The 21,245-nt window shown below is 67.3% G+C and carries 22 protein-coding genes, 1 tRNA gene, 1 other RNA gene and 1 pseudogene; 13 read left to right on the top strand and 12 right to left on the bottom strand.

What is annotated here, in order from left to right; translation table 11 throughout:
* Window positions 1-11: 11 nt before the first annotated feature.
* Genes HMPREF1529_RS15370 through HMPREF1529_RS10435 form a run of 5 tightly spaced genes read left to right on the top strand, consistent with a single transcriptional unit; the run spans window position 12 to window position 4,716 of the window.
* Window positions 12-596 (top strand): 5' nucleotidase, NT5C type, encoded by a 585-nt coding sequence (locus HMPREF1529_RS15370; RefSeq protein ID WP_198013054.1) that lies wholly within the window; start codon window positions 12-14, stop codon window positions 594-596.
* On the top strand, window positions 593-1,297 hold the full coding sequence (locus tag HMPREF1529_RS10450; RefSeq protein ID WP_016464769.1) for an exonuclease domain-containing protein: 705 nt from the start codon (window positions 593-595) through the stop codon (window positions 1,295-1,297). Before HMPREF1529_RS15370 ends, HMPREF1529_RS10450 begins: the two co-directional genes overlap by 4 nt.
* A gap of 5 nt (window positions 1,298-1,302) precedes the next feature.
* Window positions 1,303-1,833: a DNA N-6-adenine-methyltransferase gene (locus tag HMPREF1529_RS10445; RefSeq protein ID WP_016464768.1), complete on the top strand. Its 531-nt coding sequence runs from the start codon at window positions 1,303-1,305 to the stop codon at window positions 1,831-1,833.
* Entirely contained in the window at window positions 1,830-2,438 is a 609-nt protein-coding gene (locus HMPREF1529_RS10440) for a hypothetical protein (protein WP_016464767.1), read from the top strand. Before HMPREF1529_RS10445 ends, HMPREF1529_RS10440 begins: the two co-directional genes overlap by 4 nt.
* Window positions 2,439-2,463: 25 nt before the next feature.
* Window positions 2,464-4,716, top strand: coding sequence for an ATP-dependent DNA helicase (locus HMPREF1529_RS10435; protein ID WP_016464766.1), 2,253 nt, complete (start codon window positions 2,464-2,466; stop codon window positions 4,714-4,716).
* 48 nt (window positions 4,717-4,764) lie between these two features.
* Here the strand turns inward: HMPREF1529_RS10435 and HMPREF1529_RS10430 are convergent, their stop codons facing one another.
* Genes HMPREF1529_RS10430 through HMPREF1529_RS16110 form a run of 4 tightly spaced genes read right to left on the bottom strand, consistent with a single transcriptional unit; the run spans window position 4,765 to window position 7,016 of the window.
* Window positions 4,765-4,944, bottom strand: coding sequence for a hypothetical protein (locus tag HMPREF1529_RS10430; RefSeq protein WP_016464765.1), 180 nt, complete (start codon window positions 4,942-4,944; stop codon window positions 4,765-4,767).
* 29 nt (window positions 4,945-4,973) lie between these two features.
* Entirely contained in the window at window positions 4,974-5,195 is a 222-nt protein-coding gene (locus HMPREF1529_RS15870) for a hypothetical protein (RefSeq protein ID WP_157533901.1), read from the bottom strand.
* Window positions 5,196-5,242: 47 nt separating this feature from the next.
* Complete coding sequence (locus HMPREF1529_RS10425; protein ID WP_157831580.1) at window positions 5,243-6,235, bottom strand: ArdC-like ssDNA-binding domain-containing protein; 993 nt, start codon at window positions 6,233-6,235, stop codon at window positions 5,243-5,245.
* A 19-nt stretch (window positions 6,236-6,254) separates the two neighbouring features.
* Complete coding sequence (locus HMPREF1529_RS16110; protein ID WP_016464763.1) at window positions 6,255-7,016, bottom strand: hypothetical protein; 762 nt, start codon at window positions 7,014-7,016, stop codon at window positions 6,255-6,257.
* Window positions 7,017-7,050: 34 nt separating this feature from the next.
* Here HMPREF1529_RS16110 and HMPREF1529_RS10415 point away from each other — a divergent pair, with 34 nt between their 5' ends.
* Together HMPREF1529_RS10415 and HMPREF1529_RS10410 are read left to right on the top strand one after the other, a co-directional pair.
* Window positions 7,051-8,157, top strand: a complete 1,107-nt coding sequence (locus HMPREF1529_RS10415; protein ID WP_016464762.1) for a hypothetical protein — start codon at window positions 7,051-7,053, stop codon at window positions 8,155-8,157.
* Window positions 8,158-8,177: 20 nt separating this feature from the next.
* Window positions 8,178-8,933 carry a hypothetical protein gene (locus HMPREF1529_RS10410; RefSeq protein WP_157533900.1) on the top strand — a complete coding sequence of 252 codons (756 nt, stop codon included), beginning with the start codon at window positions 8,178-8,180 and terminating at the stop codon, window positions 8,931-8,933.
* A gap of 174 nt (window positions 8,934-9,107) precedes the next feature.
* On the opposite strand, the gene HMPREF1529_RS15365 is transcribed toward HMPREF1529_RS10410, so the two are convergent.
* The 3 genes from HMPREF1529_RS15365 to HMPREF1529_RS10395 form a co-directional block, all read right to left on the bottom strand.
* Window positions 9,108-10,343 carry a tyrosine-type recombinase/integrase gene (locus HMPREF1529_RS15365; protein WP_016464760.1) on the bottom strand — a complete coding sequence of 412 codons (1,236 nt, stop codon included), beginning with the start codon at window positions 10,341-10,343 and terminating at the stop codon, window positions 9,108-9,110.
* Window positions 10,340-10,543 carry a helix-turn-helix transcriptional regulator gene (locus HMPREF1529_RS10400; protein WP_016464759.1) on the bottom strand — a complete coding sequence of 68 codons (204 nt, stop codon included), beginning with the start codon at window positions 10,541-10,543 and terminating at the stop codon, window positions 10,340-10,342. Before HMPREF1529_RS10400 ends, HMPREF1529_RS15365 begins: the two co-directional genes overlap by 4 nt.
* Window positions 10,544-10,745: 202 nt before the next feature.
* Window positions 10,746-10,821, bottom strand: a tRNA-Lys gene (locus HMPREF1529_RS10395).
* A 115-nt stretch (window positions 10,822-10,936) separates the two neighbouring features.
* Between HMPREF1529_RS10395 and HMPREF1529_RS10390 the strand changes: the two genes are divergently transcribed.
* The 3 genes from HMPREF1529_RS10390 to HMPREF1529_RS10380 all read left to right on the top strand — a co-directional run bounded on the left by HMPREF1529_RS10390 (window position 10,937) and on the right by HMPREF1529_RS10380 (window position 13,870).
* Entirely contained in the window at window positions 10,937-11,776 is an 840-nt protein-coding gene (locus HMPREF1529_RS10390) for an inositol monophosphatase family protein (protein WP_036283271.1), read from the top strand.
* Between the two features lie 18 nt (window positions 11,777-11,794).
* On the top strand, window positions 11,795-12,391 hold the full coding sequence (locus HMPREF1529_RS10385; RefSeq protein WP_005050056.1) for a hypothetical protein: 597 nt from the start codon (window positions 11,795-11,797) through the stop codon (window positions 12,389-12,391).
* A gap of 228 nt (window positions 12,392-12,619) precedes the next feature.
* Complete coding sequence (locus tag HMPREF1529_RS10380; protein WP_016464758.1) at window positions 12,620-13,870, top strand: tyrosine-protein phosphatase; 1,251 nt, start codon at window positions 12,620-12,622, stop codon at window positions 13,868-13,870.
* A gap of 69 nt (window positions 13,871-13,939) precedes the next feature.
* On the opposite strand, the gene ssrA is transcribed toward HMPREF1529_RS10380, so the two are convergent.
* Window positions 13,940-14,309, bottom strand: a transfer-messenger RNA (tmRNA) gene (gene ssrA / locus HMPREF1529_RS15660).
* A 99-nt stretch (window positions 14,310-14,408) separates the two neighbouring features.
* Here ssrA and HMPREF1529_RS10375 point away from each other — a divergent pair.
* Window positions 14,409-15,068, top strand: coding sequence for an SIMPL domain-containing protein (locus HMPREF1529_RS10375; RefSeq protein WP_005055099.1), 660 nt, complete (start codon window positions 14,409-14,411; stop codon window positions 15,066-15,068).
* 124 nt (window positions 15,069-15,192) lie between these two features.
* Here the strand turns inward: HMPREF1529_RS10375 and smpB are convergent, their stop codons facing one another.
* The 3 genes from smpB to ftsE form a co-directional block, all read right to left on the bottom strand.
* On the bottom strand, window positions 15,193-15,669 hold the full coding sequence (gene smpB / locus HMPREF1529_RS10370) for an SsrA-binding protein SmpB (protein WP_005055097.1): 477 nt from the start codon (window positions 15,667-15,669) through the stop codon (window positions 15,193-15,195).
* 80 nt (window positions 15,670-15,749) lie between these two features.
* Window positions 15,750-16,664 carry a permease-like cell division protein FtsX gene (ftsX, locus tag HMPREF1529_RS10365; RefSeq protein WP_005055095.1) on the bottom strand — a complete coding sequence of 305 codons (915 nt, stop codon included), beginning with the start codon at window positions 16,662-16,664 and terminating at the stop codon, window positions 15,750-15,752.
* The gene (gene ftsE, locus HMPREF1529_RS10360) at window positions 16,661-17,755 is read right to left on the bottom strand and encodes a cell division ATP-binding protein FtsE (protein WP_005055093.1); all 1,095 of its coding nucleotides are present in this window, start codon (window positions 17,753-17,755) and stop codon (window positions 16,661-16,663) included. Before ftsE ends, ftsX begins: the two co-directional genes overlap by 4 nt.
* Before the next feature lie 244 nt (window positions 17,756-17,999).
* On the opposite strand from ftsE, the gene HMPREF1529_RS10355 reads away from it, so the two are divergent.
* Window positions 18,000-19,301, top strand: a complete 1,302-nt coding sequence (locus tag HMPREF1529_RS10355) for an ISL3 family transposase (RefSeq protein WP_016463282.1) — start codon at window positions 18,000-18,002, stop codon at window positions 19,299-19,301.
* Window positions 19,302-19,346: 45 nt separating this feature from the next.
* Window positions 19,347-20,090 (top strand): annotated as a pseudogene (locus HMPREF1529_RS10350) (alpha/beta fold hydrolase); the annotation flags it as partial.
* Here HMPREF1529_RS10350 and prfB read toward each other — a convergent pair.
* On the bottom strand, window positions 20,091-21,200 hold the full coding sequence (prfB, locus tag HMPREF1529_RS10345; protein ID WP_005055089.1) for a peptide chain release factor 2: 1,110 nt from the start codon (window positions 21,198-21,200) through the stop codon (window positions 20,091-20,093).
* Window positions 21,201-21,245 lie beyond the last annotated feature (45 nt).

The following is a 21,245-nucleotide window of genomic DNA, read 5'->3' as shown; positions in this document are numbered from 1 at the left end:
TGTGGTGGCTGATGAGAATCAACGGCCCACTCCATATCTCAGTCGACATCGACTGCACGATCGCCGCGCTCACCGAGTCCTTCGACCTACAGCTGGACGCCCGCGGCGAGGAAGCAGCGGGCATGCCACGGTTCCGCGATGGTGGGTTTGCCAACTGGGACATGCGCGCCGGCCTCACACCACACCAGGGCAAGATCATCGAAGCTGTCTTCACCGCCGACGGCTTCTTCGGAGATCTCCCACCCATCGCCGGCGCCCGCCGTGTCCTGCGTGAGCTCACCGGCCTTGGGCACCACATCACGTTCGCGAGCACCCCCTACCGCACCTCGCGTACTTCCGCCGGCGACAAGCTCGCCTGGATGCGGCGCGTGCACGGGCAGACGGCCGCATCACGGACCGCGCTGGTTGAAGACAAGACGACCCTCATCGCCGACATCCTCATCGACGATAAGCCGAACATCACCGGCTACTACACGCCCCGGTGGCGGCAACTGCTGTACGGCGAGTACCCCTACAACCTCCATATCCCCGGACCGCGACTGCGTCAGTGGACGAACGCCGCTGACGTCCTCGAACTCATCAGGGAGCTCCCATGACCGAAATGATCATCTTCGATCTCGAGACCACTGGCCCCGACGCTTTCAGCGCGCGGATCGTCACCCTGTACGCGGGCATCCTGCGCGCGGACGGCACGATCTCGCGTGAAGTCGATCTGCTCGTGCGCCCGGACGGGTTCGTAATCCCCCCGGAAGCCACCGCCGTCCACGGCATCACCACCGCGCAGGCCTCGGCGGAGGGCAGCGTGCCGCTCGCCGTGGCGCTCTCCCGCGTGCGCCACCTGTTCGAGTCGTACCAGCGGCTGCCTATCGCCGGGCACAACCTCGCGTACGACCTCACGGTGCTCGCGGAGGAGGACCGTCGCATCGCCGACTCCAGTGCGAGCACTTGGCCGGAGACGGGCGCCCTCCGCCACCCTGTTCTCGACTCGATCGTGCTCGACCGCCATGTGGACAAGTATCGCCGCGGCAGCCGGCAGCTCACCGCCGTCGCTGCGCACTACGGCATCGAACTCGACGATGCGCACAACGCCAAGGCCGATGCCGTCGCTGCCGGCAAGATCGTCCAGAAGCTCCTCGCCCACCCGGATCTCGGCGGCCTGTCACTCATGGAGCTCCACGCTGCCCAGGTCGGCTGGAGGGCTGAACAATCCGCATCTTTGCAGGCATACTTGCGCCGATACGACCCCACCGTGAACGTCGATCCCGGCTGGCCAGTACAGGTCGGGGCCGCTGCGTGACCGGCATGGGTTCACATCAGTCCCCCGCGGCCGACACGACCACGTGGCTCACCCCGCCCGAACTTATCGACGCGATCGGCGTGTTCGACCTAGACCCCTGCGCGGCCCCCTCACCCCGCCCCTGGCCAACAGCGATGCGCCACATCGAGCTTCCCGTTGATGGTCTCGCTGCTGATTGGGCACGCGACCGAGTCTGGCTGAACCCGCCCTACGGTGCCCAGACGTCGGCATGGCTGGCCAAGCTCGCCGACCACCCGGCCGGTGGAGTCGCGCTGGTCTTTGCGCGCACAGAGACCGCCGGATTCGTGCGCGAGGTCTGGCAGAAGGCAACCGGCGTCCTTTTTCTCCACGGGCGGCTGCACTTCCATCGTGCCGACGGAACCCGTGCCGCATCCAACAGTGGCGCACCGTCGTGCCTCGTTGCGTATGGGCACTGGGCAGCTGTAGCACTGCGGGATTCAGGTCTGGACGGCACCTTCGTGCCGCTGCACAACGTGCATTCTGCCAGCCTCGTTCTGGAAGGCGCCGCCGCGTGAGCGTACTCATCGCCCTCGGCGGTCGGCTCCGCTCCGGGAAGGACGCCTACGCGGACAGGCTCGTCGCCCGCCACGGCTTCGTGAAACTCGGCATGAGCGATCCGATCCTCGAGCACATGCTCGCCGTCGACCCGTGGATCAAGGTCCGTATCCGCGAAGGTATCCGCCTCCGAATCTGGCCAGGCTTTCGGCTCGCATCCCGGCTGGTGGACCGCCTCGGCTTCGTGGACGCGAAGTCGATCCGCGACTTCCGTGCGTACATGCAGCGGGACGGCAGCGAAGGCGGCCGCGAGTTCTTCGGCGAGGACACGTGGGTGAACGTGATGCGCGAGCGTGTCGCAGCACGCCTCGCAGCCGGGCAGCTTGTCGTCATCACCGGCATCCGAATCCCGAACGAGCTCGCAATGGTTCGCGAGCTCGGCGGGACCGCTCTGTGGGTGAGCCGCCCTTCAATGGAGGCGGCCCCGGGAACCCATTCGACCGAGCGGAGCCTCGAGCCCGCCCACTTCGACGAGGTCATCGATAACTCCGGCACGCTCGAAGGCCTCCACGCGAGGGCGGACGAGCGTGCCTGCACCGCCGCGATGGAGCGATCCGCCTCGTAGCTCCGGCGCCGTGCATGTGAGAGCCATGACCCTCGCCTCCTCCGGGACCCTCGCAGATCTCGACCTCGCTACCGTCCCGATCGGAGACAGCTCCGCGCTCCTGACGCGCGCCGTGCGTATCACCACGGGCCTACTCGACGCCAAGCCTCGTGAGGGCCAGGACGCCCTGCACCGTGCGATCGTCGCGGCTATGGAAGGGCGCGGGCACACGGCTGGGCAGGCTCCGACCGGGTCGGGCAAGTCGTTCGCGGCGCTGGCGGCCGCATTTCTCGCGGCGATCCGCCGCGGTGAGCGCACGGTGATCTCCACCGACTCGCTCGCGCTGATGGCACAGCTGCAGGACAAGGACGTGCCCATCGTCGTCGAGGCGGCAGGCGAACTCTACCCGGACGTCAGCGTCAGCGCCGCGTTCATGAAGGGCGTCGCGAACTACATCGACCCCGCGAAGGTGATCTCGACCGCGCAACTGCTCACGGGGGAAGCGGGCACGTTCCGCTACCGTGACCTTGCCGACGTGCTCGACAAGGGCCGCCCCCTCCACGGTCTCGAACAGCTGTACGGCCTCGAACTGGACGAGCTCGAGCCGCTGCGGCGCCTCGTGTCATGGGCGTGCCGCGCCTACTTCGCGGACGACCCGGACGAGCCTGGAGACCGCCACTCCTGCCCCATCGAGCACTCCGCAGCGATGTGGGCGACCGTGTCGTCACCGTCAAGCGAAGCCGACGACGGATCCCGTTTCGGTGTCACCGCGAAGGTCACAATCGCCCGGGAGCACGCCGCCGGCGCCGACGTCGTCATCACGAACCACTCGATCCTCGCCGTTCAAGCCGCGAAAGCGGTCCCCGTCATCGTCGGCAGCATGAAGCTCGGCCACTTCGAGCACATCATCGTCGACGAAGCGCACACCCTCCCCTCCCACGTGCGATCCCAGGGCGCCGCGAAGCTCTCCGGCGGCACTCTCGGGCGCATCGGGCGCTCCGTCACCCGAGCGTGTGGGAACACCTCCGCGTCGCTGACCTGGCGCGACGCTGGGGAGCACCTCGCCGAGGAGCTCGACCGGCTGCTCCGAGACTTCACGCTCGGCGGGAAGGACGGCCTGCGCCGCGTCAAGGAGTCGGACCGCCCTCTCGGCGACACCGAAAAGCTGATCAAGGACTGGATCGACGCGGGCAAGAAGCACCTCGGCAAGAACACCGAGTCGAGCGACGTCACGACGCGGATCCGAGCCAGCTCAGCGAAAGACGCGCTCGACAGTCTCAAGCAGACCGTGGAAGCGCTCACCCGCCACCGCAGCGGTTGGGCGCGCTGGGTGGAGAAAGACGATCGTGGCGACGCCGCGAAGTCACGAGACTGGTGGGGAGCGAACGTCTCTCCGATCGACGTCGGGTTCCTCCTCCGGGACAATCTCTACGGCTACGACCTGAAGGTCGACGATGACGTCACTGAGCACGTGAGCTTGTCTGTGTCCGCGATCAGCGCGACGATGCCCTCCAACTACCCGTTCCAGGCTGGACTGGCCGCGCAACTGGTGAAGTACCCGTCGCCTTTCAACGCGGCGTACCAGCGGTCGGGCCTCTACATCCCACGCGTCGTCGCCGGACCCGACTTCGGTCAGATCACAACAGAGGGATGGGGCAACAAGCGGCGATTCGACGTACGCGGGCACGCTCAGTGGGCGACGAAGCAGATCATCGAGCTCGTGCGCGCCACTGGCGGTCGAGCGCTGATCCTCTCCGCGACAGCACGGGAGGGACGTGCGTACACGGAGGCGCTCCGTAGCGCTTTGCCGCGCGTGAAGGTCCACTCGCAGTGGGACGGCGGATCATCCACCCGCATCGTCCGCGAGTGGCGCGAGGATGTTGGCAGCGTGCTCGTAGGCACGAAGACAATGATGACCGGCGTCGACGCCCCCGGCGAGACGTGCTCGCTGGTCGTCATCGACCGGGTGCCCCGCTCCCCCGGTAACCCGCTCGATGAGGCCCGCGTGGAGCAGATCAACGAGCGCATCAGCAACGTCTCCGAGGCGCAGCGCGCCGTATACGCGGTCGACGCGGCGCTGCTGCTCCAGCAGGCAGTCGGGCGTCTCATCCGCACCTCCAGCGACACCGGCCTGGTGGCCGTGCTCGACCCGCGCATGCTGAAGGCGACGCCGACGGCACCGTCTCCGTTGGCCTACCCGGAGCCGACCCGCCTCACCTACATGGACGCCGTGCGAGCGTTCGGTCGGAAGATGACCACCCTCGACGAGGCGAAGGCGTTCATCGGTAGCCAGCTGTGACCTAGACGATGATCCCCGCCATCTGGCCAAACACGACGACCGCGGCGATCAGTCCACCGGTCGCCATGACGAGGGGTGCGCGGTTCCCACCGGTACCGCCTCGTCGTAGGTGGGCGCATCATTCAATGCCCACTCTTCGTGTCGTTGCTCGGCATCGGCGCCATGCCAGTGGTAGTCGATGTTGTCGCCTTCCACCTGTGCGCTGATCGTGTCGGGGGCGCTGCTCATGCCTTCCACCCCTGCGGCACATCGGCGCCTCAGATCAGGTGGCTGGCCCGGTATTCGCGAACACGCTCCTCGAACGATTCGCGTCGCTGACGTTGGTACGGCGTCTGCAGGTCCGGCTGGGAAGTCACGTCCACACCATTGCGGTGCGGACGCTCCCAGGGAGGTTCTGCGCCAGCACGCAGGTAGGTGAGTTCAACGTCGCGATCTATCTGGCCGGGCATGGTCATGGCGCGGGCGTCGAGGTCTCTCATCGAACCAACGGTACGCGTGGCACCCGACGCCAGCTACTTGGTGCGGTTCACGCCTCGTGGTTCCGCCACTTCACCCGCCCGACGGCGCCCTTCACTGCCTTCTGGAGCGTGTCGCCAACCTTCCTGAGAGCGTCCTTGTCGTGGCGCCCCCAGCCTGCGACATACTCGCTGGCGGGCTTCAGGTTCGTCTGCATCCCGTTCATCCGGGCGAGAACGTACGAGAACGACTCCGCCTGCACTTCCATCTCTCCGCGGCATCCGCCGTGACCGGAGTGGTACTCGTCCATGCGTTCCAGGTGGCCGCACTCGATGTGTCCGAGCTCGTGCGCGAGGGTCGTGGCGCGGGTGCCCGGCGACAGGTCCGGATCGATGACCACACGCTTGGATGACGGGCTGGTGTAGCCGAGAGCGGCGCTGCCGGTCTTCTCGTAGACGACCTCGAACCCGTTCGCGACGATCGCAGCCTCGAGATCCTCGACGAACCCGGCGGGCGGGTCCTCGCTGAGCTCCTGGTACACCTCGGGCAGCGGCTCACCATCGGTCTGGGAAACGTCAAAGACGGTGGCGCTGGTAAACCCGACAACCGCTCGCACCGGCTTTCCGTTGGCGTCCAGCTCCGGCTCGCCGGTCTCCTTGTTCCGCCGGTTGATCACCTTCGGGGCGAGGATCGCGATGCCCTTCTCACCCTTCATGACGCAGCGTCCGACACCCTTCCACACCTTGAAACCGGCGACGCGCGTAGCGTTGGGCCGCTGGATGGAGATCAGGATCTGGTTCTGGAAGCTGTATTGGTGGAACTGGCTCATCACCTCGAGGTGGCGCTGCCAGTTCTCGTCGTCGGCGAGCTCGGCCACTCCGATTGCGAGCTCCTCCTTCATCGCTTCGATCTTCTCTTCGAGGGTGTCGAAGCGGACCGCGAGCGGGTTCGCATGCTCAGCGACCAGGGCGCCCGAGGGCGAGTCGTTCTTCTTCTCTCGGAACTGGCCGGCGTTGGCGGCCTGCCCGCGGGGGTGATCGGTCTCGACGAAGACGGTGCTCATGTTCACCATGAGTGCGGCGTCAATGGGAACCTCGGCGGGCGAGATGCTCGTAGATCCCGTAAGCAGCCGCGCGGATGACAGCGATGTCGGTGTCCTTCCGAGTGTTCTGGTACGCGGTGAGTGCGGCGTTCTGCAGCCGATCGAGCACGGTGCGTGTCTCGTCGGAGAGGTACTGCTGCTGGATACCCCGCTGAATCGTCGCCTTCGTGATCTCCTGCCGCGTGTCCCATGCCCAGCGCGCAGCCTGGTCGATGTCCCAGCTGTAGAGCGCATTCAGGCCGCCCTCGGGCAGATGTTCGCTGAGCAGCTGCGCGACCTTCGCTTCCCGTTCCTGCTCGGTCATGGTCGGTAGCGGGTGCAGTGCGCTCATCCGCCCAGACTTCTCGCGTGCGGCACGATACGACTCGAGTTCCGCGTCGTCAAGAATCACCTCGAACGGGCCGCCGTGCTCGGCGATGTAGCCGTAGTTCGCCGCCCAGCGGAACAGGCCGTCGGTGCGATCGTAGTCATCGACCGTCTCCGGGAGGTCTTCGAAGTCGAGTCCGTCGAGGATCCGCGCGACGTTGATCTCGGCGCGCTCGATCTCGAAGCTGTCGTCACGATCGTTCGCCTCCTGGAAGATGATCGTGCTGGAGACGTTGCCGTAGATCGACTCCGGGGGTGCCTCGTCGACGGTGAGCGCCATCGCGGGCGCAGCGTTCTCCTTAGCGCGAAACTGGCCGGCGTTCGAGGCCTGGCCGCGCGGGTGGTCGGTCTCGTTGAACGCGATGGGGGTGCTCATGACCACATACGTGCGGCGCCGCTCTCATGTGGTCATGAGCACCTACAACGAGGCACTTCACCCGAGGCAGGCATCCGGACGGTTCGCAGTGAAGACGAACTCCGCTCCCACCGACCGTCTGATCACCGTCGCCGACATTCCCGGGTTCGGCGTGCGCTGGGACGGCTCGGCGGACGTCATGATCGCGTCGAGGACGAACCCATGGTTGCAGGACAGCGATGGGAACGGCATTGATCTCACCGGTGGTCGAGCAACACGCAGCGAGCAGTCCGCGCTCGACGGAGACTGCGAGTGCTTCGACGGCCCGGTCCCAGGCGCTCTCGTCGGTATGGACAGCCCCGAAGGCATCCAGCGGTGCGACATGTGTCAGCGCTTCGATGGCGATCTGGCTGCGGCCCAGGCCGTTGCCGCGGCGTACACTTCCGACACCGGACGGCCAGTGAGCGTGTGGTTCACGCCGCAGGCGGATCCCTCCACCGGCCGCGTCTCACGGCGCGCGGACGGACGACTTGAGGTCGCCGACGAGCGCGGAGCGAACGAGGCGTACGGGTGCAGCATCGACGACTGGTGCGTCCTCGTCGACGGCCACGACGGCGACTGCAACGAAGACCGCGAGCACTGGGAAGGTCCTGACGTGCTTTACCCGCCTGAAAAGACCCCCGCAGAGCACCTCGCCGAGTACGAGCTGCCCCGACCCGAAGACATCGTCGAGGCGGAAGCTCAAACTCAGGCGCAGGCATCGCTGCACCCGGTGACCCCGGAGCGCGTGGCAATCAACGCCCGCGTGTTGGCCGAGCTGCGCGCCCCTGAACGGATGTGGGTGGATGGGGTCCCCCACCCGGGTGACGACATCTTCGAGTCGATCTGGACCACGGATGCCGGGGGGCAGGGTGAGGCTACCTGCCGCCTTGAGCTCGACGCGCTCGTCAAGCTCCGTTCCGATCTCGCCGCGGGCCGCATCCGACCGCGCGACGTCATCGGAACGGGCTATCGCGGCGACACGCGCAAGCTCGCGAACGAGTGGATCGATCGGCAGAAGGCGCAGTTCGACCGGGCCCTCGAGGTTCGCGGCCGCAACCTCCCTGTGAATGCCTCCAACGTCCGCTACCGGCTCCGGAAGGCTGGGCTCCTCGCCGGCTGACCGCCGCACTCATGGTGGTCATGAGCACCCACGACGAGTCCCTCCACCCACGCGGTCAGGCGGCGAACGCCGGCCAGTTCCGCACGAAGGAGAACAGCGCGCCAGCCGACGCGCTCACACGTCCCGCCCCGTCGCGGGAAGAAGTGACAATGCGGGCACGCGAAGCTGCAGATGCCGCCCGAACCTCCGCTTACTACGCGAACAGCCGAGCCGTCGCTGCTGAGGTAGAGCAGTTGATGGCAGAGATCCTCGAGACAGCGCCCGACGACGCCGCGTACGCGATCGTCCACTTCGATGAAGACGACTGGGAGGGCGCGTATCCCCGTGCGCGCTGGCTCGAGGATGCTGACGGCGAGCAGGTCGACGACCTGGACGACGTGCCACTGCATTCCATCACCACGGATGGCGAGATGGAAGCGGCAGGGTTCGAGCGAGTCGTGAGCGACGGCGGCGGTGAGGTCTCGGCGACCCTGTGGCGGATCCCCATCCGCGAACCGAAGGTCGACATCGACGGTCCCGCGTGCAAAGCCGACACGCATCTGATTCACACCCGCGCCGCGCTCCTCGGCCAGGGCGGGAACGGCTTCGCGGACATGCTGATCGCCGCGACCGCGTCCGACGAGGAGGCGTCGAATGCTCTTGGTCGGCTGGACAGGTCGGACCTCACCGTGCTCACCAGCCACTACGAGGATTTCATGGCGAGCATTGCCGACGAGGTGAAGCGACGGGACCCCAGCGATGACGAGGCGCAGCGCCGCGCATCGGTGCCCTTCTGACCCGCGTACTACAAAGTGCCTCTGGCGGATCGGCAGGGGCACTTTGTTGTGCGTCGTGGGAGGGAGCTGATCTGCGCCGCGTTCGGCTTCTGCGGTCGAGACATCAGCTATTGACACCGGCACATGCGGGATGGACGCGAATCGCTCCGCTGAATCCCGGCCAATATTCGGTCGTCAGAGTCCCGCGAATCGGCGGTCCAGCGCCTCGGCGGTGCCCGCTGTGACTACCTTCGTAGGCTCGATGTATGAGTCCTTCGTGAGGACCACGTTCCAGTGACCCAACAGGTCCTGCGCCGCCTCCGGATTGATCTCCTGCGACACCACGGTGGCGGCGGTCTTCCGGAAGGCCTTGGGCGTCAGCAGGTCAGGGTCAATACCCATCGCACGGAGATCTTCGTCGTGGACGGCGCGGAAGTCGCGGATCACCCGTCGGACGTTGTTCTGGTCTACCGGGTTCCCGGTGCCGGTAGTGAACAGCAGTTTGAACTCGTTCTCTCGATACTGGCTCACCAGTCGGCGGAGCGGTTCCACGGCAAGATCCGGCACGTGAACTGTGCGAGCCTGATCGTCGTTCTTCGGATAGGGCTGCCTGTAGATGAGCGGGCCGGGGGTACCATCGGGACGCTTTGGGGCATTCTCCCTCTTGACCCTCACGATTGTCCCGTTGATGTTGAGAAGGACGCGATCGCTGAATTGGACGTCCTCTTCTCGAATGGCAAGCACTTCGCCGGGGCGGGCGCTCGTGCCCAGCGCGATGCGCATCACGTCGAGGGCGATCTGCGGGTCAGTGCGGCGGCCACCGCGCCGGCTCGGGTTCTTGCCCTGAAACTCCGACATGAGTCGGAAGAGCACCTGCAGCTGTTCGAGGTCGTAGCTCAGCTTCACCGGCTTCGTGCTGGGGATCCGGCTCACCTCGCGGATGGGGTTCGCCGCGAACACTTTGTGGAGCACCGCGATGCGAAGCATCTGGGAGAGCACGTTCCGCGCCTTGCGCGCCTTGGAAGCCGACTCAGCTCCCAGCGTGCGCAAGTAGCTGTCGCAAAACGCGGGAGTCAGTGCGCTCACCCGATACGCCGAGATTCGAGCGAGAATCAGCGTGCGCAGCGAATCTTGGTAAGCCTGGATGGTCGTTGGCTGAGTGCCGTCCTGACGCAGCTGGTTGATCCAGATATTGCCAAGAGCCTCGACCGTCGTGTCCCCGGTGACCTCGATGAACGCACCAGCCCAGACAGCGTTGGCCTTGTCCGCGATGGCGAGGATCGCCCCAGCTTCGTTGTCCGCTGTGGCCGAGATCGGAACGAGCTGTCCCAGGCCGTCCCGAATCTCTACGCGCGCTTGCCACCGTCCACTCTTCAGCTTGCGGGGGGTGACCTTCCCGAGCTCGCCCGGTGCCTTCTGCCGGCGGCTCACGACGCGACCTCGTGGTCGTCGATGAAGCTGTCGAGTGCACCCTGACGATAGAACACTCGACGTCCGAACTTCACGAACTTGGGGCCACCGCCGCGAAGTCGCCAGTTCTCGAGGGTGCGCGAAGGGGTTCGAAGGTACTCCGCCGCCTCGTCCTGAGTGAGGAGTGCTGCCGCGGGTGAGTGTGCTGTCTGGGTGCTCATGGGAAGCACATGCACAGTCTTCAACGAGTTGGTGAGGAGTGGGCGGCCTCGCCAACGTACTGGCGCGTACAACGACTCGGGAATGAGCCTCTGAACGGCCATTCTTGGATCATTCCCTGCATTACCCACATCGCAGAAGTTGACGCCAGTGAACGGAAGAAGGCCCGCTCCCGCGTGAATACGCGGCAAAGCGGGCCTTCCTTGGTGCACCCCCTGGGACTCGAACCCAGAACCCACTGATTAAGAGTCAGTTGCTCTGCCGATTGAGCTAGAGGTGCGTTCCGTCGGCCGCCGGATCTTTCGAGAAGATCACTGGCGAACCGAGGGACAACGTTACCATCCCGAACGTCTCACCGCGAATCGAGGCCCCGAGTGACCCCTATCCTTGAGGGTGTGACCTCCCCCGCCACCACGTCCGCTTGGAGCACGCCCTTCGACGGCGACCTGACCGACGATCTCCGGCTCGCGTTGCGTCTTGCCGATGCGGCGGATGCCGTGACGATGGCGCGCTTCGATGCCGCCGATCTCGACGTCCAGGTGAAGGCCGACGCCTCCCACGTCACGGAGGCCGATCTCGCCACCGAGCGTGTGCTCCGCGAGCTGCTGTCGACCGAGCGGGCCGGCGACGGCATCCTGGGCGAGGAGTACGGTACCTCGGGCGACGCGGCCCGGCAGTGGATCATCGACCCGATCGACGGCACGGCCAACTACCTCAAGGGCATCCCGATGTGGACGACGCTCATCGCACTCGCGGTCGACGGCGTCCCCCGTGTCGGGGTGGCCAGCCAACCCGCCCTCGGGCGACGTTGGTGGGCGGCATCCGGTCAGGGCGCCTGGACCAACACTGCCGACGGCGGCACGCGCCGCCTCGGCGTCTCGGGTGTCGACGCCGTCGCCGATGCCAGCGTGAGTTTCCAATCCCTCGCGCAGTGGGACGAGGTCGGCCGCGCGGCCGATCTGCTCCGCCTCAGCCGCGCGGTCTGGCGCGACCGCGGCTATGGCGACACCTGGCCGTACATGCTGCTCGCCGAGGGCCGTCTCGAGCTCGTGGCGGAGTTCGGGGTCAAGGAGTACGACATCGCAGCCCTCGTGCCGATCATCCATGAGGCCGGCGGCCGGTTCACCGACATCGACGGAGCCGACTCGCTGTCCTCGCGCTCCTCACTCGCGACCAACGGACGCCTGCACGACGACTTCCTGTCCCTCCTCGGCGCTTCGTCCGCCACCTCCTGACCGATCGGACCCCCGCCGATGACACGTGCTCGTCTCGCGCCCCTCGTCCTCTCCGCCGTAGCTCTGGCGTCCGCGCTTGTGCTGAGCGGCTGCACGTCGGCCGCACCTTCGGCCGATCCGACCACGACCGGCAACGCCGTGTCGCCCACGCCGACAGAGGCGCTGCCCGGGCCGACGCCGGACGCGTCGGCCACGGCGGGAGGCGCCGTCACCTGCGACAGCATGATCGTCTCCGACACCCTCGCTGAGTTCAAGACCAAGGGCTGGACCGCCAAGCAGACTCCGTTCACCTTCGAGACCCAGCCGCCCAGCGCACCGATCGGCGGCGGGCTGATCTGCACCTGGGCGAACTACTCGGTCGCCTCCGGCAACCTGATCGAGTTCGGTTGGGCCCCCATCAGCTCGGCCGATGCCGAAACGGTGTCCGCGCAGCTCGAGAAGGAGGGCTGGCGCCGCGAAGCGGGCGAGTCCGGCTTCTACATCACGCAGGATCCGTCCCGCGTCATCACGGTCGATGACAAGGGCTATGGCATGACGTATCTCTTCGGCGACGGCTGGGTCGCGGTCTCCGACACGAAGCAGAACCTGCTTCTCATGCCGGCCACCGCCGGCTGACGGCATCCCGGCCGGTCCACACCACGCGACACGCGGTCTTTCCACAGCTTCCCAGCGACCCCACAACCCGCGCTGGCGATACCCATCAGCCCCCGTCAGCACAGGTTCATCCACCATTGCGGTGCGCGCCGCACGCACCCCGCAGTCTGGTTCTTCGTCCGCCCCCTCGCCGTGCCCGAACGGCGTGCGCGAGGCCGGACGAACCATCCCCCGACTGTAAAGAAAACAGTGATCACGCACCGCACCCGACGCGGAATCCTTGGCCGACTCGGCGCGACCACCCTCGTCGCCGCCGCCGTCGTCTGCTCCGTCGGCCTCAGCGCCACCAGCGCCAGCGCCGACGACTCCTCCAACCAGCCCCCGCTGACCGCGAAGGACCACGCCATCACCGATGTCCCCGGCCTCGTCAACGGGCGTGAGCTCGGATCGTTCACCGGGCTCAACGGCCAGCTGGTCAGTTCCCCGCGCCTGCTGCGCACCGAGTCCCTCGACAAGATCACCAGTGACGGCGCCGCCACCCTGGCGACCAAATACCACGTGAACCTCGTCATCGACCTGCGCACGGCCACGCAGATCGCGGCGAAGCCCGACGTGCCGGTCCCCGGCGCGAAGTCGGTGAACATCTCCATGTTCGGCGCCGACGGCAACTACCCCGACGACACCGTGATGTACCACGACCTCGTCGACAAGGGCTACAACGGCCCGAACGATCGCGGCCCCATGATCACGGCCTACGCGCAGATCCTCCGCCTCATCGCCCAGGACACCACCGGCACCGTTCTCATCCACTGCTCGCACGGCATGGACCGCACCGGCACCGTGATGGACCTCCTGTACAACATCCTCGGCGTGAGCGAGTCCGACATCCTGCACGACTACCTGCTGTCGAACACGCAGCTGAAGGTCGGGTGGGCGACGCCCCAGCTGCTGCAGGGCACATTCGAATCCGACGTCAACTCGAAGTACGGCGGCATCGACTCGTACCTGCGCAAGACCATCGGCCTCACCGACCAGGACTTCGCCGCGCTGCGCACGAACCTGCTCGTCTCGAACGACGCGTCCGCCTCGTCGATCACCGTCGACGGCATCTCCGTCCCCCTGGATGCCGCGGCCACCACGGGCGGCGCCACCATCACCGACCCGCAGACCGCGCTCGCGGCCGGGGACGTGACGGTGACGACGACGAACCCGAATGCCACGGCATCCACCACGGTGTCGGGTCGCACGGCGACCATCACGGTCACCGCTCAGGACGGCACCACCGTGGACCGCTACGTCGTGAACGCGGCCCTTCCCGCGACGGCGGGCGGCACCTCGACGCCCGTCGCGGCGGCGGCGGCCGCAACGACGAGGGCCACGCTGCCGGAGACCGGCGGCGACGACACGGCCGTGGTGCTCGTCGGCGGCATCGGCGGGGCGCTGCTCATCGCCGGCGGCATCCTGCTCATGCGCCGTCGCACGAAGCGCACGGCGGGCTGACACCCGCAGACGACGAAGGCCCCGGCATCCATAGATCGGATGCCGGAGCCTTCGCCTGTGACAGTGACGTCGTGGAGCTGGGGGGAATCGAACCCCCGTCCAACGCTGAGATACTGCGTCTTCTCCGGGCGCAGTCTGTGAAGACGTTCTGCTCGGCTCCGACCTTTGTCACAGACACCTAAGTCGACGAGCCCAGCCTGGGAAGAGTCCCGTGTGACGTCCAGGCGCCGTCACACAGCAAGACCCCTAGATGACGCCAGGGTCCGTGGCGGGGTCACACACGGTCTGACGGACTATCGGGCTCGCTTAGGCAGCGAGGGCGAAGTCAGTGCGCTTGGATTCGGCACTTGTAGTTTTGCAGAGATCGTTTACGAGATAACCCTGCATCCTCGGCCCGCTTCTCGCAGATTCACAGACGCTGTCGAAACCGATCAGCCCCTTGTGCGTCACGGCGACGTGCCGTGCGGCGAATGAGCCACTGTCACGCTGTGGAGTTATCAGCGGATGCCGTCGGCACCCGAGCATTACAGTTTACCCCATGAGCGAGCTCACGATCACCGTCCGAGGAGAAAGCCACACCCGTGTGCTGCCCGAGCGCGCGGTCGCGCACGTCACGGCATCCGCCGACGGGCCCGAGCGCGCGGACGTCGTCGCGCGGGTGGCCGGCCTCACCGAGCCGATTCGCATCCACCTGGCCACACTCGCATCGGCGGGCACGATCGCCGACTGGTCGAGCCAGCGCATGTCGGTATGGGCCGACCGACCCTGGAACAGCGAGGGCCGGCAGCTCGACCTCGTGCACCACGCGTCCGTGGAGATCACCGCGACCTTCGCCGACCCGGGCTCCCTCTCCGACTGGCTCAACGACATCGCAGCGGTCGAGGGGCTGCGGGTGGGCGCGGTCGACTGGCAGCTCACGCCCGAGACCCGCGCTCGCGTCGAGCGGGAGGTCGCGACGGATGCCGTCGCCGCAGCCGTGGAGCGCGCCTCCGCCTATGCCGCGGCGATCGGACGAAGCGAGGTCGTACCGGTGGAGATCGCTGATCTGGGGCTGCTGGGCGCCGCATCCTCCCCCACCCCCGCGCCGCGGATGATGGCGAAGGCCGCGGCGGAGTTCGATCGCGCCGCCGCCGTCGAGTTCCGCCCCGACGACATCGTCGTATCGGCGGGCGTCGAGGCACGCTTCATCGCACGCTAGGTCGCGGCATTTCGTGCGGCGCGCGCTGCACGGCGTCGCACCGACTCCGCAGAATCACACGTACTCCGCATCCAGACGCGCCTCCGGCTGCGGAGTTCGTCACTTTCTGCGGAGTTCGTGGGGACTACTCGCCGCGGAGGTTGCGACCGCGCATCGCGCGCTCGGCCTCGCGCTTGTCTTCGCGCTCGCGGATCGTCTGCCGCTTCTCGTACTCGCGCTTGCCCTTGGCGATCGCGATCTCGACCTTGGCCCGACCGTCGGAGAAGTAGAGCTTGAGAGGAACCAACGTGTACCCGCCGGCGCTGACGGCGTGCGACAGCTTGACGATCTCCTCCTTGTGCAGCAGCAGTTTGCGGGTGCGCTTGGAGGCGTGATTGGTCCAGTGGCCCTGCGAGTACTCGGGGATGTGCACGGCGTCGAGGTAGGCCTGTCCGCCGTCGATGTAGGCGTACCCGTCCGACAGGTTCGCCCGCCCCTGACGCAGCGACTTCACCTCGGTACCTGTGAGCACGAGGCCCGCTTCGTACGTCTTCTCGATGGTGTAGTCGTGGTGCGCGCGACGGTTGGTCGCGACGACCTTCTCCCCGCGTTCCCTGGGCATGGCTGATCCTCTGTGCTGGATGGCGTTGTTCCGCCGATGGACAACGGGATGCCGCGGACACGGCAGCCCGTCAGTCTATCTCACGCCCGCAGCCACCGGCGGATCGCGAAGCTCGCCGACAGCGCCGCCAGCACCAGGCCGATGACGACGATGATGGGGATGACGACGGCAGCGTCCCCCATGTCGATCCATTCGGTGATGAAGCTCACCCGTCCCTTGAGGTACTGCCCCACGCCGAAGTGCACGCCCACGACGATCGCCGCACCCGCCATGAGCGAGCCGATGAACGCGGCGAAGACACCCTCCAGGATGAACGGCGTCTGGATGAACCGGTTGGAGGCACCGACAAGTCGCATGATGCCGACCTCCCGTCTTCGCGCGTAGGCCGACAGCCGGATGGTGGTCGCGATGAGCAGGACGGCGGCGATGAGCATCAGCACGGCGATGCCCACGGCGATGTACGTCGCGATCGTCAGGGCGGAGAACAGCGGCTCGAGATACTGCAGCTGGTTCTTCACCTCTTCCACCCCGGCCATCCCGTTGAACGCCTCGGTGATGACGTCCGCCTTCTCGGGGTCGATGAGACCGACGAAGTATGTGTTGCCCAGCTGCGCAGGGGTCACATAGTCCTTGTACTCGTCGCCGTAGAGCTTCAGCAGGTTCTGATAGGCCTCGTCGGAGGACTCGAACCGCACGTCGCGCACAACCCCGCTCAGCGCGGAGCTCGACAGCCGCTGCGACACCTGATCGATCTGCTCCTGGGTCGCCGCGCCGTCGGCACACGTGGTCGCCGTCGAATCCTCGCGGCACATCAGCACGGAGACCTGGGCGCGACCGGACCAGTAGTCCCGCATCTTGCCGATCTCCATCTGCATGAGCATCGCGGCACCGACGAACGTCAACGACACGAAGGTGACGAGGACGACCGAGATGACCATCGACGCATTGCGACGCAGCCCCGTGAGCGCCTCGCCGAGAATCAACTGCAGTCTCATGAGGTCGGTCCCACTTCGTCGTTCTCGTCTGCTTCTCGGCCGCGGCGGTCGGCAACCCCGAGTTTGCCGAGGTCGATGTCACCGACGCCGAGCTCGCCGAGGTCGACCTCGGGGGCGGCGATGGTGATGGGGCGCGTGAGCGGCACAGGCTCCCCGCTCGCCGGAAGAGGCGTGGGGCGCTGCATGGCCGGGCGGGGAGCGGCGCCGGCGGGCGTCGCGGATACGGGTGCGGGCGCTGCCGGACGCGTGAGGGGCGGGGTCGGCGCGGCATCCGGCGCCGTCGGAGGCGCGGGGACGGGCTCGACGGGCGCTTCCGCGATCTCTCGCTGCAGTTCGAGCACCGCGGTCAATGCGGCGGTGGCCGCCGCGCCGCGTTCCATCTGCGGTTGCAGCGACGGCAGCGACGAGGTGTCGCCGTATCCGCCGTGGCGGTCGTCGCGCACCATCACACCGCCGCGCAGTTCGATGACGCGGCGCTTCATCTGGTCGACGAAGCCGGCCTCGTGCGTCGCCATGACCACCGTCGTGCCGCCGGCGTTGATGCGGGCGAGCAGTTGCATGATGTCGATCGAGGTCGCCGGGTCGAGGTTTCCGGTGGGCTCGTCGGCGAGGAGGATCTGCGGGCGGTTGACGATCGCCCGCGCGATGGCGACGCGCTGCTGCTCACCGCCGGACAGTTCATGCGGCAGCCGCTTCTGCTTGCCATCCAGGCCGACCAGGGCAAGCGCTTCGGGGACGGCCTGCTGGATGAACGCGCGGGACGCGCCGATGACCTGCAGCGTGAAGGCGACGTTCTGGAACACGGTCTTGTTCGGCAGAAGACGGAAGTCCTGGAACACCGAACCGATGTGCCGACGGAAGTACGGAACCTTGCGCGTCGAGAGGGTCTTGAGGTCGCGACCGAGCACGACGACGCGGCCCTCGCTCGGGCTGTCCTCCCGCAGGATCAAGCGCAGACAGGACGACTTTCCCGAGCCGGACGCGCCCACGAGGAAGACGAACTCCCCGCGCTGCACCTCGAAGTCGACGTCGCTCAGCGCCGGCTTGCTGGTCCCTCGGTATTTCTTGGTGACGTGCTCGAACCGGATCATGACTCGATGAGCCTACGTCGGTGATCGTCGGATGCCGGGTGCGACACTCGCCGCGTGTCGACGGCACACCCGATAGCGTGGCCGTGTGCGCATGCTCGATCTGAAACTTCCGTTCGCCGTGTCCACATTCGGGGCTCTTCGCAGTTGAGGGTGTAGCCCGGGACCGCCGGCTGGTTCGCGGATGGGCGTCGAGGTCTTCCAGGATGGAAGTTCTCACGCTCACCATCCGCCGGAAGACCTCGACTTGCACCACCCTACGTTCGCGACCCCTGACCTGACCACGTTCTGCCGTCTTGACGAGCTCGGCCTTCAAGCCGTCGGGCAGCTGCTCGAGCCTGATCGGGCGGTGCTGGAGTGCCGCGTCGTCGAGGACGACCCGTGGTGTCGGAAGTGCGGCGCGGAGGGCGTGCCGCGTGACACGGTGACGCGGCCGCTGGCGCATGAGCCGTTCGGGCATCGGCCGACGACGCTGCTGGTCCGGGTGCGCCGCTACCGGTGCACGCACTGCCGCCGGACCTGGCGGCAGGACACGTCGAAGGCGGCGGCGCCGAGGGCGAAGATCTCCCGCGGCGGGATCGGGTGGGCACTCACGGCGATCGTGGTCGACCACCTCACCGTCTCCCGCGCCGCAGCAGGGCTCGGGGTGTCGTGGCATACCGCGAACACCGCGATCATCGCCGAAGGCAAGCGTCGCCTGATCGACGACCCGGCGAGGTTCGACGGGGTCACCACGATCGGTGTCGACGAGCACGTCTGGCGTCACACACGGTTTGGCGAGAAGTACGTGACCGTGATCATCGACCTCACCCCCGCGAGGAACAAGACGGGCCCGGCCAGGCTGCTGGACATGGTCGAGGGCCGCTCGAAGCAGGTGTTCAAGGAGTGGCTCGCCGCCCGGCCTGCGGAGTGGTCGAGCCGGATCGAGGTGGTCGCGATGGACGGGTTCTCCGGGTTCAAGACCGCCGCGGCCGAAGAGCTCCCCGACGCGGTCCCGGTGATGGACCCGTTCCATGTCGTCCGTCTCGCGGGCGACGCGCTGGACCGCTGCCGGCAGAGGGTTCAGCAGGACACTCTCGGGCACCGCGGTCACGCCGGCGACCCGCTCTACGGGGTCCGCCGCACCCTCCACACCGGCGCGAGCTTCCTCACCGAGAAGCAGACCGCGCGGCTCGACGCGGTGTTCGCCGCCGAGGAGCACGTCGAGGTCGAAGCGACCTGGGGCATCTACCAGCGCATCGTCGCCGCCTACCGCGAACCCGACAAGAACAAGGCGAAGGAGATGATGCGGGCGGTGATTGACTCTGTCAGCAACGGCGTTCCCGCGCTGCTCAAAGAGGTCCGTCGCCTCGGCCGCACGCTGAAGCAGCGCGCCGCGGACATCCTCGCGTTCTTCGACCGCCCCGGAACGAGCAACGGCCCAACGGAGGCCATCAACGGCCGGCTCGAGCACCTTCGCGGCTCCGCCCTCGGCTTCCGCAACCTCACCCACTACATCGCGAGATCACTGCTCGAAGCCGGAGGCTTCAGACCCGCGCTACACCCCTAATTCCGAAGAGCCACATTCGGCTCCCCCGACGCTCCCCCGCTCGTCGTCCTGCCCGGCGGCCCGTGTCGCGACCCGGAGTACCTGGAGGCTCTCGCCGGCATCGGCGAGAGCGCGCACGTCATCGTGCTGCACCCACGCGGCACGACCCGCAGCGGCGGCCGGTCACGCGGATGGTGGACGGATGCCGACGACGTCGTCGCTCTGCTCGACGCGCTTCACGTTCCTTCGGCCTCCGTGCTCGCTCATTCGGCCGGCACGCGGCTCGCGCTGTCGACCGCGACACGCTACCCGGGCCGCATCGCGTCCCTTGCGCTGATCACTCCGCCGGCGACGTGGCTCACCGGATCGCCATCCGACGCGGCGACCATCGGCGCCGCCCGCACCGAGCCCGAGGTCGTTTCCGCGCTCGCCGCGCTGGGCGAGGACACCGCGACCACCGACGCCGGCTTCGTCGAACAGTTCCAGAGGCAGGCGCCGGCCAGCTACGCGAAATGGACGGAGCGTGAGCGCGACCATGCCCGCATCGGGCGGGTGTCTCTCGCCGCGGCATCCGCGTGGTTCGACGACATTCCGGGCGATGCGGCCGAGCGCATCCGCTCGGCGTCTCTTCCGCCGACGACGGTCATCGCCGGCGACGCCGACCTGCTCACCGGGGTGCAGCCCGTGGCCGACTATGCCGCAGCGATCGGGGCCGAACTCGTCTGGCTCGCCGCGTGCGGCCACTACCCCTGGGTGGAGCAGCCCGCCGCGTTCCGCGACGCGGTCACGACATGGCTCCGCCGCGACTGATCAGTCGTCGTCCTTGCGCTTGCGCCAGCGGATGCCGGCGGCGATGAGACCGTCGAGGTCACCATCGAAGACGACCGCGGGGTTTCCGACCTCGTAGCCGGTGCGGAGATCCTTCACGAGTTGCTGGCCGTAGAGGAAGTAGGAGCGCATCTGGTCGCCCCAGCTGGCCGTGATGGTACCGGCGAGCTCCTTCTTCTTCGCGGCCTCCTCCTCGCGCTTGAGCAGCAGGAGGCGCGTCTGCAGCACGCGCATGGCGGCGGCGCGGTTCTGGATCTGGCTCTTCTCGTTCTGCATCGAAACCACCAGGCCCGTCGGCAAGTGGGTGATCCGCACGGCGGAGTCGGTCGTGTTGACCGACTGGCCGCCCGGGCCCGACGAGCGGAAGACGTCGACGCGGATGTCACCCTCGGGCACCTCGACCTCGACGGCCTCCTCCAGGGCGGGAATGACCTCGACGGCGGCGAACGACGTCTGACGCTTGTCGGCACCACCGAAGGGGCTGATCCGCGCGAGACGATGGGTGCCGGCCTCGACCGAGAGGGTGCCATAGGCGTACGGCGCGTCGACCTCGAACGTGGCGGACTTGATTCCCGCGCCCTCGGCGTACGAGGTGTCCATGACCTTGACGGTGTACTTGTGCCGTTCGGCCCAGCGCAGGTACATGCGAAGGAGCATCTCGGCGAAGTCTGTGGCGTCGTCGCCGCCCGCGCCGGAGCGGATCGTGACGACCGCGGGACGGTCATCGTACTCGCCGTCCAGAAGGGTCTGCACTTCGAGCTGACCGATGACGTCCTGCAGCGCGGCGATCTCGCGGCGCGCTTCTGCGGCAGTGTCTTCGTCGTCCATCTCGTGCGCCATCTCGACGAGAACCTCGAGGTCGTCGAGGCGCTGCTCGACGTCGGTGACGCGCTTGAGGTCGGCCTGACGGTGGCTGAGGGCGCTCGTGACCTTCTGCGCCTTCTCGACGTCGTCCCACAGGTCGGGGGCGCCGGCCTCCTCGGACAGGCGCGCGATCTCCGCACGCAGCCCCTCGACGTCGACCACCGCCTGGATGTCGGCGAAGGTGGAACGCAGGGCCTGGATGTCGGCGGAAGGATCGAAATCAAGCATGACACTCCAGACTAACGTGGATCGGGTGACCTCCCGCGTGCCCGA

This window comes from Microbacterium sp. oral taxon 186 str. F0373, from assembly GCF_000411455.1.
Taxonomy (GTDB): Bacteria; Actinomycetota; Actinomycetes; order Actinomycetales; family Microbacteriaceae; genus Microbacterium.
Note: the sequence above shows the minus strand (reverse complement) of the source record. Positions and strands in the feature narration are given on the sequence as shown.